We start from the raw sequence: 15,238 nt of genomic DNA, 5'->3' as shown, positions 1-15,238 counted from the left end.
GCAGCAGTCGGGTCCAGAGTTCCTTGCCCACCCTCGGCTATCTTCATCCGTGGGGGGTCAGGGGGGCGCTCCGACCTTCCGCTGTTTCTCTCCTTTCTTCCTGCCCTCATGCCTTCTCACATCAATTGCGCCGGGGACTAGCACCCCAGAACCCCTGGCATCAAGATTGGAGTGGGAAGGCAGAATAGGGAACGTTTCTAAGATTGGTGGCGTCCTCTGCCTATCAAGTTCACATGAAACAGAGATGTGGTCAGCCCCACTCCCACTCCAGAAGAGGGTTTCAACAGAGCCTATATCTGAAAACACTCTCCATCAAACCTCGTCGAGGTCAGGGAGATGAATGAGAAGGAGGCGCACGAGTTTTTTGAATGGTATATCTATCAGATTCCCCACGATATGGAAATTGTTGCCGGTCTCTCAAAAACGAGTGCGAAATCAAAAAAACATCTCTTCGGGCTCACCGTGCGCAGGGGTGACGAAGAAGCAGAAATTCGACCTTCATGCATCGTGCCTGCTTGCCAAACTCGCTCCAGATCTCCACCGAACAGGCAGTCCAGGGCCTTGAAGAGGCGTTTCAGAGTTGCATACAGGATTTCCCTCACGATCGGAACCGATGCAGATTGTTTGTTAGGGAAAGAGATGCACCCGTTCCCATGGTTTCTTCAGGCAGCCGGTTGAACTCTGCAGTACGATACGAGATTGTCTCACGGCAACTGTTTCTCAAGTTTGATTGTGGCATTTGCTCCGGGCGGAACATATGTACCTATATAGTGAATTTCGAGAGGAATACCTGGAGATTCTACTACGCTATCATTTTCCAGAGTGACCCCTCGAAAACCTACCACTATGCCATCGATCTGATATTCTTCGTCCAGATTCACAGGAGCGTAGCGTGTTCCGTTTTCCGCCTGTATGATATATGTCCCGTTATCGTTTTCGACATATAAGACCGTCCCAATAACGATTTCTTCCTCGGTTTTTCCTGTATCAGTACAACCGCTTGAGAGCAGAGCTAAAATGAGAACGAATGCAATTGATATAGTTGAAATGTAGGACAATATCTTATACGTCATATATACTCGCCATTTATTAATTTAAACATCTTGGCATATAATTCTTACCCTGGAACCTTGAAGGTTCTCAACCTTCCGACGGCATTTGCTGCTTTTGATGATGCGTGCTCTCTTATACACGATGGATAAATATTGGAGTGCGACATTGCTTCAGGCGACTCTTTATAATGTTTGATCCGTTTTTAAGACAGAGTTGGAAGCGCACTTCCCTGAGTTCCCGTTTTTTTAAGCACATCATAATTGTATTTTAACTACCCAATTCTTCTTTCACCCAACTAATCAGAAGATATTTAATATTTTTAATGCACTTATTAATTAGTAGTGCTCCAGAATAGAACTGAAAATCTATTTCTGAAAATCTGACCGAATTCCGTTGAGCAGTGACCTGTATTCATAACAGAAACTGGCGCAGAGAGAGTTTTTTTTGTTATCAGTTATTGCCGGGGGCACTACCTATTAATTCAGTATATGAAACCCCTCGTCTGGATCAAACGAATCAAAGGAAAGAAATACTGGTACGAAGACATCCCCTACTACGACTCCGAAACAAAGCAGATCCAGCACAAATCCTGATATCTCGGGAAAATCATCGACGGGAAACCCGTCAAAGTAAGGACCGAAACCGCCGGTACATCCATCGCCTCCGTCCCCACACATGCTTATTCTCACGGTCCTTTTCTTCCCCTCCTGGCAATCACCAAGGATCTTCATCTGGACGAATATCTCTTATCATTGACGAGCGATATCGAAACAAACGTCATTTTAGCACATTCAATGAACCGGGCCGTGCAGCCGCTAGCCATGCACCTAGTCTCGTCGTGGTACGAAGATACTTCCTCTTCCTGACCAACCCGGGCCTTCCGCTCTCCAGCCAGCGGATCAGTGAACTTTTCTTCGAGATCGGTGAAAGTGGTGTTCCCGACGCATTCATGACGTCCCTCCTCATGGGTATCAGTACCGACTCAACCCTGATCTATGACATCACCAGCCTGTCCAGTTACTCCCATCTCATTCTGCTCCTCGAACACAGTTATAATTGGGACGGTCTCAATCTGCCGCAGATCAACTTCTTGTTCATCTTCGACACCGAGCACGCGATTCCAGTCATGTACGATATCTATCCCGGCAGCATCGTCGATGTCCTCACGCCTGAAGAACACCGTCCACAGGCTCAGCGCACATGGTATCCACAACTATACCATGGCCCTCGATCGCGAGTTTTTCAGCCAGGGAAATCTGGAGGAACTCCTCCAGGAAGAGATATCCTTTGTCATCCCGGCCCCACTCCCCCTTAAACAGGTGAAGGAAGTATTGACGGAAGCACAACAGGTTCTCGAAAGCCCGCAGTACCTGTAGGTGTACCAGCAGGATCCGATCTTCGTGAAACACGTTACTCTGACGTTTCAGGACATTCCTGTCTCCGGATTCTGTAATTACGATCTGAAATGAGAGCAGACGGAGTGCAATCTGTTCTACATCCGCCTGCATGACCTAAAAGCGAAACTCGAATCGAGTCGGATTCCCGGGTGGCGCAGGCCTGAAGAAGTATTCAAGGAACAAGCAGGAAAGATGACGAAATACTTAGCAGGTGGTTGACAACTGATTCTAGGTTGAGATACGGAAGAATGCGGTCTCGCAGAGGGTAAACCAGATGGGAAAACAGATTATCCTCACCCATAGTTCACTCGACTGGCAGGAGTGTCTCACAGTGTACCGGGAGCGCGATGCGGTGGAGAAGGCGTTCCGAACGTTGAAACAGGACATTCAGGTGATGCCACTCAACGCAAAGAACGAGTCTTCGATGAAGGGGTTCCTGTTTGTGACCTTCATCGGCCTGATCCTGAGGGTTGTTGAAATGGATGAAAGAGACGGGGCTGATGGAGGACTATATGCATGAAGGGATGCTGCTGGAACTGGTCAATATCAAGAAGATTAGACTTACCAATGGTGAGATTATGGTGACGGAACTCTCGCGGAGACAGAGGACGATCCTTGAGAAGTTGAGATTATGCGCTTAACTTTCGGGAAGTCAGTTACTCCATGATCGCGATCTGTTCACACATTAATTGTAGTTTTATCAAAATTTGCTAACTATATTTCTCTAAAGTTCTCACGGGCCTAATAAAAAGGCTTGTTCAAAAAAAGAAATTTTTTCTGTTCAGCCAGTTTAGTGTCAACTAACGTAAAATACTTGGCTCGTGCTGTACCCCGGGTTAGACCCTACTATGACATAGCCTGGAGGCGGGACACCACAATAATGGTCACCAAGCACCTGGTATAAATTGTCTCCATCTACGGATTTTTGCCCCGTTACTGTCTGGGATGTAACAAGAATCCCAATTTTCTCCTCGTTTGCGATCTCCACCCACGCCGGCTTGACGAACATGAATAATCGTGTTTTTGTCGACATGTAGGGTATTTGTATCTTAGGCTGTGCCTGACTTGAAGAATAATAGTTTACAACCCTGTTTCCATGAGAAGCCCATGATAACCCAGCAATGCATAAATCGCTATCCTTCGATGCGCTATTATTGTTCATTATATTTCGAAGAACTACACCAGCTTCTTCCGCAGATGGGACTTTGTTGAGACCGGATTTCGAATCAGATGCCCTCGACCTGATCTCACTCATCTCCTCTTCTGTGAGAGGTTCTGGCATTTGCTCTTCAGGAGCAGTCCATTGAATTTTACTGGATTTATAGAGTTTCTGAAGATCTTCTGGGAGTTTCTCCATCTCGCCGGGATAGACTGCTTCGTAGAATTCTGCGTAAGTGATATCTTTCCCAATAAGGTTGGAGATTAATTCCCTGTAATAATCTTCCTCTGATAAATCAGGTGTGTCCAAGCTGGCATATTCACTATTCCCATATGCACTTGCCATAGGAACAAGCATTGCACCAAATATGCACAACGTTATTAGGACTCCAACTGTTTGACCTACGTTTCTTGTTCTATTCTTTTCATTCATTTTCTTTCCTCCTACCATAACCCGGAGGCAAAAGAGGCACAACCTTAAGTACAGGAAGCGCAAACCTATCCCTTGCCTTTGGGCAGTGGGGGGTTCACCCGGCCTTGGACAGATTGGATGAACCTCCGCAGTTTTGCCTGCAGTCAGCAACCTGCATGTAGTTGTACAGGCCGCTCGATAAGTTACAGGCAGGGACTTTTTGGAAGTCATTTATGATAAAGCTTTTGCCAAAAAATTGTATTTGTAGTAGTCCGAGTTAATTTTACACCTATTAATCTTCCGCATTCATCCACCTCTGTGCATACTCTAGGATCCGCTCCGGAGGCAATCGATAAAAGAACGCATGTACCGGTTCATCGTATTCGAGACTGCTATGCGGCTTGATCTCATTATGCCAGTGTACCGCTGCCTCCACTGATCCGAATTTTATCGCTCTCCGTTTTACTTCCTCGAATGAGCCTCTCGATCTTGCCGTTTGTCTGAGGATGGTGCACTCTGGCTCTTATGTGTCGAATCCCGTGGTGTTCCATGAATTTTCGAAAAGTGTGATGTGCAGTTTCCGGTTCTCTGGCTGAAACAAACTGTGAACCATTATCTGTGAGGATTTCACGCGGGATCCCGTATTCTCAAAACCCCTGTTCGAGGATCTGTATCGTGTATTGAGTCATTGGTCGATCGAAGACGCCATAACAGGTAATAAGACGAGAAGAATCGTTCATGAATGCGATGAGCCATCTGTCCTGGCCGTTCAGGGTAATCATCTTCCGGTCACCCTTCCAGAGAGACATGAAATGTTCCCGTTCATAGCGAACCCATTTCCGCTGTTTTCGCTTCCTCGGAGGGTGCCATGGGTCATCCACAGTTCTGCCTCTGGCACCCACGGTATTTGTGGTTTCTGTGTCGATCGACTTTATTGTCCAGGTGGAGATGAGCGAAGGCGTAGGATTGGTCTCACCGGTTTCTCATGAGTGAGGGGATGCACCGTATCTCAAAGTATCGTCCCTTGTACTCGTATAATCTCAGATGGGAGAAACACTCTGATCTGGAATAGTTCTCAGGACAGAGGTTAAATGACCAGAGATGCTCATCTGAAAAGTCCTTTACTTCATAAATAAACCGCTTCCCATCGCGCCATTCCATGGTACTAAAATTTGCCTCCTCCATTCCCCGCTTATATTCCGGATAGTCCTCCAGGTCTGCGTCAGTGAGATGGAATACCAGGGCGTCTTTCGTGAAACTCTGGTTATATTCGATGATAAAACACCGGAACATTGTCTCTTGCGTCTTATTTTCCGGCTGATCGTGCCAGGGCGTTCTCCCCGTAAGTGCCCCATAGGCCAGGTAGGCGCAGATGGTCCCGATGCATATGAGAATACACGCGATTGCGATCTTTTTTCGGGTATGTTGAGACAATGTCATCAGACTTGGTCATTATCGTCCTCAGGAAATATTTTTCGAGATGATATTTTCATGATTCTATCGCCTCGTTGATGAAAGTGTAGTGCCGGGCATGTCAATCGCGTACGTTGCATGCAATATGGGTATCGAGATCAGTGAGGTTATCATGAAACTTGCAGAAGTGCGATGCGGGTAAAGTTATCGTATTGTTCTGTGCACCGGCACGGAATCTTTCGTACATGCTCTCCGGCATCCGTACCAGCACGACCGCGTCATCGTGATCGATGTTTGTTTCGATGAATATGTTCCGGTGTTCTTTGTATTTCATGAAACGGGGATCTTGATCCGGGGATGGAACCGGGGGTTCGATGATCCCTTTTCTTTTATCCTGCGCCGATGTGTTGAGAGTTTTTTCTGAGAGAATAAATGAGATCATTTCAGATTCTGGCAAGGGTGTCGCAGGTCTTGCGTCCTTGAAATATTCGGGAGGGATGAAATGATCGGGCACATCTGTGGATTTGTTCATCTCATCGTGATCGTGTTCATCGAATCCTTCTCCTGCCGCGCCCAGCATCGTGACTATCATCGTCACGGCGATGAGCATTGCAAGCGGGAAGACGATCAATTTCAGGGCTTTCATGGATCTTCATACCTCCAGTTCTCTGAGATTGCAGAGGAGGAGCCGGACATTTATGTGAACTTTGCCGGGTCGCGTCAGGATGAGGATCTTTCTCTTCTCATTTCATCTGCTCTCTCACATGGTATGGACTGATGACGGGATCGAGATAGGTTTTTTGATCTCTCTCCGGTCGGGCGTGTCATCGTAGAGTACGGCGACGGCGTGGATTCTCATGGAGAAGAAGGAATGAAAAAACTGCGTTCATTCAGGGTTGTGTAATATCATCGGTTCCGTAGAATTCGGCATGAGGCGAGATCACGCCTCAGGCATACAGGATGAAAATTTCTCGTCGCTTGATATCTCTTTTTCAAGAATGAAGAATCGGTGGGAATCGTGTTCCATCGCCGCCCCCGCCTATCTTCGTCGTGGAGGGTACGGGGTTTTTCCCCAGCGTGAGATTGTGGGAAAGAGTCTGCGATAGGGGCGGCACCTCGGATCATCACGCCTTCCCCCATCCTCCCGCCGGGGGCTCTGCCCCCGGACCCCGGGGATGAAGATAGGGCCGGGAAGGCAGAGAGTCTAATCGTTCGGAAGACCGTTTTGTTCTCCGCATATCAATTATGGGAGAAATCTGTGTGTTCAAATTCTCATCCATAACTCCAGAATTGAACGTCTGGATCATTTTCATGGCAATAGAGCATGAACCCGGGGTTCATGCCCGATTCAACAGAGTCAAAAAAGGTGTGAGTGTTTGACAGGGCCGATCTCTTCACTCACTCTCAGGCAGGGCATAATAATACTCGCCACTCGAGCGCTGTTCGCGGTCGAGGTACGACCCTGACTTGTTGATCCTGGGCCGTCCGGTCTTGTCCCGCCTGAAGGTGACGCCGAGTTCTGAGAGGAAGAGGTTCATGCCGGTGCGCATCGAGAACGGTCCCTTCGCCTCACCTGCGATCCCTGGTTCGCCGTCGAAGACGACAAGACGCTCAGAGATCATGTCGATGAGGTAGATGTCGTGATCGATGACGATCACCCCACACTCCTTCCCCTCGGCATGGTGCTTGAGCACCTTGGTCAGCCCCATCCTCTGCTCCACATCGAGGTGGGCGCTCGGTTCATCGAGGATGTAGAGGTCGGCGTCCCTGGAGAGGCAGGCGGCGATGGCCACCCGCTGCAGTTCGCCGCCAGAGAGAGTGTTGAGAGGCGACTGGAGGATCTGCTGGAGACCGAGGGGCTCGATCACCTCGTGCTGGTAGAACGAGGTGTCGAACCGCCGGGTGATCTGCCTGAGCATGAACTCCACGGTGTCGGCCGAGTCGGCCCTCACATACTGGGGCTTGTACGAGATAGTGACCTTCTCCTCGATCGGGCCGCCGTCAGGCTCTTCCACTCCTGCAAGGAGTTTTGCGAAGGTCGACTTCCCGATCCCGTTCGGCCCGACGAGCCCGAGGACCTCGCCTTTCTTCACCGTTCCGCCCTTCACTGTGAGAGTGAACCGGTCGTAGGACTTTTTCATGCTCGGGAAGGCGACAAGGTCTTCTCGCACCGTCTCCTCGGCATGGGCACGCTTCTCAAAGACCACCGCCGAGTCCCTGAACCGCACATTCTCCTCAGGCAGGTAACCTTCGAGGTACTCGTTGATCCCGACCCGCACCCCCTTCGGCCCGGTGATCACCCCAAAGACCGCAGGTTTGCCGTACGCCACATGGACTGTATCGGCGAGCAGGTCGAGGATCGCAAGGTCGTGCTCCACGATCACGACAGGCCTCCTCTCGGCCACCTCTCTGATCAGGTCGGCCGCCGCCATCCGCTGGTAGATGTCGAGGTACGGCGTGATCTCGTCGAGGAAATAGAAGTCGGCCTCCCTGGCAAGGCAGGCGGCGATAGCCACCCGCTGCAGTTCGCCGCCAGAGAGGTTTCCTATCTCGCGGTCCAGGATCGAGGCGAGGCCAAGGTGCTCGACAAGATGGTCGAGCGTCCCTCGCTCGTCGGTGGAGGCGAGCAACTCCTGCACCGTCCCTGAGAAGGCCTTCGGGATATAAGTGACATATTGGGGCTTGACCGCGACCTTGATCTCCTTTCCTGAGATATGCTTGAGATAGTCGAAGAGTTCGGTCCCGGCAAATCGTCTCAGGACCTCGTCCCACGCTACCGTTTCCTCGAAGATCCCGAGGTTCGGCTTGATCTGGCCAGAAAGGACCTGGAGTGAGGTGGACTTCCCGATCCCGTTTGGTCCCAGGATCCCGGTCACCTTCCCCTCGACCGGGACCGGCAGGCCGTAGAGCACAAAGGTGTTTGGCCCGTACCGGTGGGTCGGATACTCGAGTTCCTCCGGGAGATTTACGATGTCGATCGCTTCAAACGGACACTTCTTCACGCATATGCCGCACCCGGCACAGAGTTCCTCGGAGATGACGGCCTTCCCGTCCTCCTCGCTGAGGACGATGGTCTCGTCCCCGGATCGTACTCTGGGGCAGTAGATGATGCACTCGTTTCCGCACTTTTTTGGATGACACTTGTCTTTATGGATGACCGCTATGCGCATGGCTGATCACATCAGAGCTGTGGTGAGCATGGTGGACCAGGAGATAAACCAGAATGCAAAGGTCATGAAAGCCTGATAGAACCAGTCCTTCCCACCGAGTTCGGTGTAGTCGATCCGCATCATCATAAAGATATGTTTCTGGAAGACTACCCCTGCCATGAGGAAGAGGACGCCGATGATCGCATTCGGCTGGAGTCCGGTCGCAGGGTCGGCCGGACCTGAGACATAGAACGAGAGCAGACCCATGGCGATCCCCATAAAACAGGCTACCAGGGTCCGTTTGATCCGCTGCACATGCGCAGCCTGTTTTTGCGCCTTTTCATCAGCACCCTTTTCTTTCGGCGCTTTCGGCGTTGTTTGCAACTGTTCCTCCTCGCTCATCACGCATCAGTAGACTATTTCTTGGTGCCAAAGCCATATTTAATTTGGTATAATTCATGGCAGACCAGAAGGGGATGAGCGGGATCGACGTCAGGGCGATGACGGCCGAATTATCAGAAAAGCTCCCGCTCTGGGTGGGCAAGATCTACCAGTACGACGCCACGACTCTGGGCATCAGGATCAATGGTGAGGGAGGGGCAAAATATCAGTTCTTTGTCGAGGTCGGCAGGCGGGCCCATCTTGTCGGCGCCCTTCCTGAGGCCCCGAAGTTTCCCCTCAGTTATGCGATGCTGCTGCGTAAGCACCTTGAAGGGGGACGGGTCATCGAGGTCGGGCAATACGGGCTCCAGAGGATCTTCTATATCGATGTCGGGAAGAAGGGGGGGACGCTCAGGCTCGTCTTCGAACTCTTCGACGACGGCAACATCATTCTCCTCGACGGGGAGGGCGTGATCATCAAACCGCTCTGGCACCACCGGTTCAAGGACCGGGCGGTCGTGCCAGGCGAGGTTTACGCCCTTCCCGAAGGGACCGACTGTAGCGGCTACGACGAAGAGGGGTTTGCCGCGATGCTTGCGGCTTCTGACCGCGACCTGGTCAGGACCCTGGCCGTCAACTGTCTCCTCGGGGGGAAATATGCCGAGGTGATCTGCGCCGCAGCTGGCGTCGACAAGAACATGCCGGCCCCAGAGGCCGACGCGAGCGCGATCTATGCGGCGTTTCACCAGACCCTCGCGACGATCGAGGGGGACCGCCACCCGGTGATCACCGACAAGGGGTGCTGGCCGGTACCAGGGATCGGCACGGAGAAAAAGGAGTATCCCTCGTTCAACGAGGCACTGGAAGCCTTCTATCCCACGACGGCAGCCGAGAAGAAGGCAGAGAAGAAGAAACCGAAGCTCTCCAGGGAGGAGGTGATCCTCCGGCAGCAGAAGGCGGCGCTCAAGAAGTTCGACGGGAAGATCGCGCGGGCTGAGAAGGCAATCGAGGCTGTCTATACCCACTACACCCAGGTGCAGGAGGTGATCGCCGTCCTCGACCAGGTGAGCAAGGAACGTTCCTGGCAGGAGATCGAGGCGGTGCTGAAGGAGAGCGACCTGCCGGCGGCACAGGTCGTCGTGGCCGTCCACCCGGCCGATGCGGCCGTCGACCTTGATCTTGAGGGGGTGCAGGTGAAGGTCTATGTCCATGAGAGCGTGGAGGTAAACCTGCAGCACTACTACGACCAGATCAAGAAGTTCAAGAAGAAGAAACAGGGTGCCCTCGACGCGATGGCACGCGGGGTGCCGAAGAAGAAGGAGAAGCCCAAAGAGACCTTCACGCTGATGAAGGCAAAGTGGTTCCACCGGTTCAGGTGGTTCTACACCTCTGACGGCGTCCTCGTACTCGGCGGGAGGGACGCTTCCCAGAACGAGGAACTGGTCAAACGCTATATGGAGGGGAAAGACACCTTCGTGCATGCCGACGTCCACGGCGGGTCAGTGGTCATCGTCAAGGGCGAGACCGCCCACCTGGAGGACGAGGTGGCCCAGTTCGCCGCCTCGTACTCGAATGCCTGGAAGGCCGGACACTTCACTGCCGATGTCTATATGGCCAGGCCAGACCAGGTGAGCAAGACGCCTGAGTCAGGCGAGTACGTGGCGCGGGGGGCGTTCATCATCAGGGGCGAGCGGCGGTATGCCCACAACGTCACCCTGGGTGCGGCCATCGGGGTGCAGTTCAGGCCGAGCGTGGCGGTGATCGGTGGACCGGTCGAGGCGATAAAACAGCGGGCCGAACACTTCATCGAACTGACGCCCGGCACCTTCGGCCCCAACGACGTCGCGAGGAAGGCCCAGCGGGTCCTGAAAGAGAAGGTCGGCGAGGAGACCTGGAAGAGTCTGCGGACCGCCCTCAACACCGAGGCGATCGCCGCCTTCGTCCCGCCTGGCGGCACCGACATCGTGGGAGAAGAATGAAAGTCGAGTTTGGAGAACTGAAACAGTCGTACGGCGAGGCAAAACTCTTTCCAGAGAATGTCGACGACCTCTGGCATCTCAAGCACCTCATCGCACCCGGCGACCTGGTCTTTGCGACCACCTTCAGGAGCGTCGACGGGGCGACCGACAAACTCAGGCCAGAGAAGACCGAGAAAAAGCCGGTCCGTCTGGGCATCAGGGTCGAGAAGGTGGAGTTCCACGAGTACGCCACCCGTCTCAGGGTCGGGGGGATGATCAAGTACGGGGTGGACGTCGCCTCGTACCATACCTTCAACCTCGATCCCGGTCACGAGGTCTCGGTCATCAAGCGCTGGCGTCCGGTCGATCTCCAGCGGGTGGAGCGGGCGGTCGAGGCCACGCTCCATGATGTCATCCATGTCCTCACTGTTGAGGAGGGGGAGGCCGAACTCTTCCGTATCAGGCAGTATGGGCCTGAGCGGGTGGTGACCGTCACGGGCGGCAGCGGAAAGCGGGTCGACACCGATAGCAGGAGTGCCTTCTTTGCCGACGTCCTTGCCACCCTCAAAGGGGTGACCGGGCCGGTGGTCGTGGCAGGGCCAGGGTTTGTGAAGGACGACTTTGTCACGTTTCTCAAGGCCAGGGACGCCGACCTCGGTGAACGGGTGATCGCCGTCGAGACACGGCGCACCGGGCGCGGCGCGGTGCAGGACGTGATCGGCCAGGGCGTCCTCGACCGTCTGGTCGGCGACCTCCAGCTCTCCCGCGAGGTGACCAGGATGGAGGAGGTGCTCAGGCGGATCGGGTGCGACGGCCCGGTCGCCTATGGGCGGGCCGAGGTGACCGACGCTGTGAATTATGGGGCGGTGGAGGAGATACTTGTCCTGGATGAATCTCTCAGGAACCCCTCGATGAACCGCCTCCTCGAGACCGCCGAGCAGATGAACGCAAAAGTTGTCGTTCTCAGTTCAGAGTTCGACCCCGGTCAGCAACTCGAGGCCCTGGGAGGGGTGGCGGCGCTCCTGCGGTTCAAGATCGGGTAAATGGAAGGAAGGCATTGGCCGGGTCTCTGAGGGGAGAAATTCTGAAACCCTCTCGGGTGTCATCGCATCACTCCCTGGGACACCGCCCGCACGACACTCCAGTCTCTCAAAACCCTTATCACTCCCTGGCACTATTGGACACTCCGAAGAGGATGACCAAGGTCTTCATTGACACCAACCTGTTCCTGGGGTTGTACGATGCAGGCGAGGATTTTAAGACGGTCATGGGGGAGATCGAACGGTTGAAGCCAGACCTCATCCTCCCCGAGACTGTCCTCGACGAGTTCCTCCGCAACAGGGACCGCCTCCTGGGACACCATGCACGAGAATTGAGACGTGCCGCCAGTGCCGTCCAGGACCCACCTTCTTTTCTCGAAAGTTCGCCTGAAGCCGCCGTTTACGAGGAGGCGTCCGAGGGGTACGTCCATGCTCTCCTGGCGCTCGCCCAGAAGGTCGAGGCGATGATCACCGAGAAGAGAGACGATCCCGTATGGGTGGCCATCGAACACCTTGCCACCGACCCAGAGGTGCGGGTGATCAGGTGGACCGGTGAACACCTGGGACGGGCCCAGAGCCGCAAACTCGTCGGCAACCCCCCGAAGAACGAGCGGGGCCAGACCGTTGGGGACGAGGTGATCTGGGAGATCCTGCTTGACGAGGCAAAAGACGACCTCATCGTCATCACCCGCGACCAGACCTACCGGAACCACCTCTCCTTTCTCATCCACGAGTTCAAACAGCGGACCGCCCACCGTCTCATCGTCGACGACCGGATCTCCGCGGCCCTGCGGGCGACAGACAGGGAACCGTCAGGGGCACTGCTCATGCTCGAAGGCGAGGGATAAGGGGGAGGGGCCATGGGGATCAGATTATTTTTTGGTTTTGCAGAATCCCTCACTTATTCCTGGAGGTCATCCCAAAAATCTCCTCACCGATGAGAGCGAAGGGGGGTAATGAAGAGACCCCTGCGTTTTCATCACGCACCCACGCATCCGTCGCCTCCCCCCCTTCACGTCGGAGGCGGCACGCACTCCGGTGAGAGGCAGGATAGGGTTTAGAATTTCAACTCTGTAGAGACCCTCATCAATTTTTGGTGCGACCGTGATTCTATCGCCGTCCCCCGATGCTCGCGTCGGGGGCTCTGCCCCCGCACCCCCGAGAACCACGATGAGGATGGGAAGGCAGAATCGACGATCCTGATGAGTGTGTTGTCGCTCTTGCCCTTTCGTGTTGTGGGGAACTGGGGGCGGCACGCCGGATCATCATGCCTTCCCGGTTCAATCTTTATCCCAGGGGTCCGGGGGTGCAACCTCCGGCGCGATTCATGAGGGAAGGCGGGAGAATCACGCCTGCACCCATAAAGGGCAAGGGTCTCTACAGAGCCAGAATTCCAGAAATGAAGCACTTCGGTTCGAGGGGATCTTCACCCGAAGAGACTATTGGGATATACTTCTGGTACGAGCGTGCCCCACTCGCCTTCCTCCCCCTTGATCGTGTCCGGGACTCTGCCTCTGGACTCCAGGGGGGAGGACTGAGCCGGGAAGGCAGACTCCATATTTTTGGAGAGAGATGTGCTTTCTTCAGTCCATTCTTCAAATTTGGTCCTACCATTGGAGATCATTATCAAGAGGATCTCTCCATAGGTTTTCTTATGATGGTCGGCCTTCTGCGTGTCCTTTCCATGCCGGCATGCCTGCCCTGTTGCAGCCGCGCCACCTTCATATACTCCGGCGTCATGCCTCACTCACGGGGGGATGTAGGTTGAGAACGCTACTGGCAGAAGAGAAGAGATATGAGGAACTTGTCGGGCTTGCACGGGATGCCTATCTATACGGCTACCCACTGACCGAGTGCGTCCGCACTATGACTCAGATGACCCGCGGGATCGAGGGGGCGATGGGCGCCCCGGTGAACGCCTTCTGGCATGCCGACCAGTTGCTCGACCCGGCGTTCAGGCAGGTGGTCTCGCCCAACAACGACACCCTGTACTCGGTTGCGGTCGTCGACGTGGGGCCCGAACCGATGGTTCTCCATCTCCCAGACACCCATGGGCGTTACTATGTCATGCAGTGCGTGGACGCATGGACGAACAACTTTGCATATCTGGGTCGGCGAGCGACCGGGACAGAGGAGGGGGTCTATGCGTTTGTCGGGCCAGAATGGGGGGGGACTCTTCCCCGGGGCGTGGCCGGGATCAGGGCGCCGACCGACCTCATGGGCATCATCGGGCGGACCGAGGTGAGCGGGGCCGACGACGTGCCCGCGGTCCGCGCCCTCCAGCAGCAGTACACCCTCACCCCTCTCCATGCCTGGCCAGAAACCCCCCCTGATCTCGGAAATCGACGTCACGATGACTGGGCGTTCCCTGCACCCCGCCCTGGCGTCAGGGCCGATCTCCTGGTCTGGGAGGAGATGCGGGTCTGGATGCAGGCCTACCCGCCCCCTGCCGACGAGGGTGAGTACCTCGACCGTTTTGCCCTGCTCGGACTCACCGAGAAGGAGAGCCCGTACCTCGACCCAGAACCGGAGATCGCCGCGGTGCTGACCCTCGGGCGGACCGCGGCCGAGAAGGTGATCCGGACATACATCAGGAGCGCTCTCCCGAAGGTGAACGGGTGGCTGTACACCACGCACCTCTGGGACTACAACACCAGGTTCTTCGAGGTCGGGACAGTGCAGGAGGAGGCATGGACCAGCGGGAACTTCATGCGTCGTGCGGCGGCAGCGAGGGCCGGGCTCTTTGGCAACCACGGCTACGAGGCGGCATATCCCTGGACCTACGAGGACGGCGAGGGCGACCTTCTCACCGGCGAGCGCCACTACCTCCTCCACTTCGACCACCTCCCTCCGGTCGGCGCCTTCTGGTCGGTGACGATGTACTCCTCGCCCGACTATCTCCTGGTTGAAAACCCCATCGGCCGCTATTCCATCGGCGACCGCACTCCAGGACTGCAGTACCATGACGACGGTTCGCTCGACCTCTATATCCAGTACGACCCGCCAGGGCATGAGAAGGAGTCGAACTGGCTCCCCGCACCTGAAGGGGAGTTCAGGCCGATCATGCGGATGTACCAGCCCGACCAGGCGGTCCTGGACGGGTCGTACCTCCTCCCGCCGATCAGGCGGGTCGACTGAGGAACCGCCGGGTCGCAGGGAGTAGTGAAACAACAGTTCTGTAGAAACCCTCTTCATGGTTATCTCTCCGCCTTCCTCTCTGTAGAATCGGGTATGAACGTGGGGTTCACGCATACGCGATTGAAAATTTCATGTCACA

General features: G+C 54.7%; 14 protein-coding genes and 1 pseudogene. 6 read left to right on the top strand and 9 right to left on the bottom strand.

What is annotated here, in order from left to right; translation table 11 throughout:
* The first annotated feature begins 336 nt into the window (after positions 1–336).
* Positions 337–678: a hypothetical protein gene (locus J2129_RS05280; protein ID WP_209629875.1), complete on the top strand. Its 342-nt coding sequence runs from the start codon at positions 337–339 to the stop codon at positions 676–678.
* Positions 679–704: 26 nt separating this feature from the next.
* Here J2129_RS05280 and J2129_RS05275 read toward each other — a convergent pair whose 3' ends face one another.
* The 4 genes from J2129_RS05275 to J2129_RS05260 form a co-directional block, all read right to left on the bottom strand.
* Positions 705–1,073, bottom strand: coding sequence for a hypothetical protein (locus J2129_RS05275; protein ID WP_209629874.1), 369 nt, complete (start codon positions 1,071–1,073; stop codon positions 705–707).
* A gap of 456 nt (positions 1,074–1,529) precedes the next feature.
* Entirely contained in the window at positions 1,530–1,784 is a 255-nt protein-coding gene (locus tag J2129_RS05270; protein ID WP_209629873.1) for a hypothetical protein, read from the bottom strand.
* Positions 1,785–2,035: 251 nt separating this feature from the next.
* Positions 2,036–2,233 carry a hypothetical protein gene (locus J2129_RS05265; RefSeq protein WP_209629872.1) on the bottom strand — a complete coding sequence of 66 codons (198 nt, stop codon included), beginning with the start codon at positions 2,231–2,233 and terminating at the stop codon, positions 2,036–2,038.
* A complete protein-coding gene (locus J2129_RS05260) occupies positions 2,217–2,561 on the bottom strand; it encodes a hypothetical protein (RefSeq protein WP_209629871.1) in 345 nt (114 codons plus the stop codon). The genes J2129_RS05265 and J2129_RS05260 overlap by 17 nt, the downstream gene beginning before the upstream one ends.
* A gap of 163 nt (positions 2,562–2,724) precedes the next feature.
* Between J2129_RS05260 and J2129_RS05255 the strand changes: the two genes are divergently transcribed.
* Entirely contained in the window at positions 2,725–2,970 is a 246-nt protein-coding gene (locus tag J2129_RS05255) for a hypothetical protein (protein WP_209629870.1), read from the top strand.
* A gap of 276 nt (positions 2,971–3,246) precedes the next feature.
* Here the strand turns inward: J2129_RS05255 and J2129_RS05250 are convergent, their stop codons facing one another.
* From J2129_RS05250 to J2129_RS05230, 5 genes and pseudogenes are all read right to left on the bottom strand, one after another.
* Positions 3,247–4,041, bottom strand: coding sequence for a hypothetical protein (locus J2129_RS05250; RefSeq protein WP_209629869.1), 795 nt, complete (start codon positions 4,039–4,041; stop codon positions 3,247–3,249).
* Between the two features lie 271 nt (positions 4,042–4,312).
* Positions 4,313–4,877, bottom strand: a pseudogene (locus J2129_RS13040) (DDE-type integrase/transposase/recombinase); the annotation flags it as partial.
* Positions 4,878–5,554: 677 nt separating this feature from the next.
* The gene (locus J2129_RS05240) at positions 5,555–6,079 is read right to left on the bottom strand and encodes a hypothetical protein (RefSeq protein WP_209629868.1); all 525 of its coding nucleotides are present in this window, start codon (positions 6,077–6,079) and stop codon (positions 5,555–5,557) included.
* A 748-nt stretch (positions 6,080–6,827) separates the two neighbouring features.
* The gene (locus J2129_RS05235) at positions 6,828–8,603 is read right to left on the bottom strand and encodes a ribosome biogenesis/translation initiation ATPase RLI (RefSeq protein WP_209629867.1); all 1,776 of its coding nucleotides are present in this window, start codon (positions 8,601–8,603) and stop codon (positions 6,828–6,830) included.
* Positions 8,604–8,609: 6 nt separating this feature from the next.
* Positions 8,610–8,966: a hypothetical protein gene (locus tag J2129_RS05230; RefSeq protein ID WP_245320635.1), complete on the bottom strand. Its 357-nt coding sequence runs from the start codon at positions 8,964–8,966 to the stop codon at positions 8,610–8,612.
* Positions 8,967–9,040: 74 nt separating this feature from the next.
* Between J2129_RS05230 and rqcH the strand changes: the two genes are divergently transcribed.
* The 4 genes from rqcH to J2129_RS05210 all read left to right on the top strand — a co-directional run bounded on the left by rqcH (position 9,041) and on the right by J2129_RS05210 (position 15,099).
* Complete coding sequence (gene rqcH, locus J2129_RS05225) at positions 9,041–10,942, top strand: ribosome rescue protein RqcH (RefSeq protein WP_209629865.1); 1,902 nt, start codon at positions 9,041–9,043, stop codon at positions 10,940–10,942.
* On the top strand, positions 10,939–11,964 hold the full coding sequence (locus J2129_RS05220; protein WP_209629864.1) for an mRNA surveillance protein pelota: 1,026 nt from the start codon (positions 10,939–10,941) through the stop codon (positions 11,962–11,964). The genes rqcH and J2129_RS05220 overlap by 4 nt, the downstream gene beginning before the upstream one ends.
* A gap of 152 nt (positions 11,965–12,116) precedes the next feature.
* The gene (locus tag J2129_RS05215) at positions 12,117–12,809 is read left to right on the top strand and encodes a PIN domain-containing protein (RefSeq protein WP_209629863.1); all 693 of its coding nucleotides are present in this window, start codon (positions 12,117–12,119) and stop codon (positions 12,807–12,809) included.
* Positions 12,810–13,725: 916 nt separating this feature from the next.
* Positions 13,726–15,099 (top strand): DUF1254 domain-containing protein, encoded by a 1,374-nt coding sequence (locus J2129_RS05210; protein ID WP_209629862.1) that lies wholly within the window; start codon positions 13,726–13,728, stop codon positions 15,097–15,099.
* Positions 15,100–15,238: the final 139 nt, after the last annotated feature.

Origin of the sequence: Methanofollis sp. W23 (assembly GCF_017875325.1) — an archaeon.
Taxonomy (GTDB): domain Archaea; phylum Halobacteriota; class Methanomicrobia; order Methanomicrobiales; family Methanofollaceae; genus Methanofollis.
Note: the sequence above shows the minus strand (reverse complement) of the source record. Positions and strands in the feature narration are given on the sequence as shown.

What these genes read in the sequence shown, in the direction of transcription:
- J2129_RS05235 (WP_209629867.1), bottom strand. Translation starts at nt 8,603, where the DNA reads ATGCGCATAGCGGTCATCCATAAAGACAAGTGTCATCCAAAAAAGTGC.
- J2129_RS05280 (WP_209629875.1), top strand. Translation starts at nt 337, where the DNA reads ATGAATGAGAAGGAGGCGCACGAGTTTTTTGAATGGTATATCTATCAG.
- J2129_RS05260 (WP_209629871.1), bottom strand. Translation starts at nt 2,561, where the DNA reads ATGCAGGCGGATGTAGAACAGATTGCACTCCGTCTGCTCTCATTTCAG.
- J2129_RS05255 (WP_209629870.1), top strand. Translation starts at nt 2,725, where the DNA reads ATGGGAAAACAGATTATCCTCACCCATAGTTCACTCGACTGGCAGGAG.
- J2129_RS05250 (WP_209629869.1), bottom strand. Translation starts at nt 4,041, where the DNA reads ATGAATGAAAAGAATAGAACAAGAAACGTAGGTCAAACAGTTGGAGTC.
- rqcH (WP_209629865.1), top strand. Translation starts at nt 9,041, where the DNA reads ATGGCAGACCAGAAGGGGATGAGCGGGATCGACGTCAGGGCGATGACG.
- J2129_RS05220 (WP_209629864.1), top strand. Translation starts at nt 10,939, where the DNA reads ATGAAAGTCGAGTTTGGAGAACTGAAACAGTCGTACGGCGAGGCAAAA.
- J2129_RS05275 (WP_209629874.1), bottom strand. Translation starts at nt 1,073, where the DNA reads ATGACGTATAAGATATTGTCCTACATTTCAACTATATCAATTGCATTC.
- J2129_RS05215 (WP_209629863.1), top strand. Translation starts at nt 12,117, where the DNA reads ATGACCAAGGTCTTCATTGACACCAACCTGTTCCTGGGGTTGTACGAT.
- J2129_RS05240 (WP_209629868.1), bottom strand. Translation starts at nt 6,079, where the DNA reads ATGAAAGCCCTGAAATTGATCGTCTTCCCGCTTGCAATGCTCATCGCC.
- J2129_RS05270 (WP_209629873.1), bottom strand. Translation starts at nt 1,784, where the DNA reads ATGAAGATCCTTGGTGATTGCCAGGAGGGGAAGAAAAGGACCGTGAGA.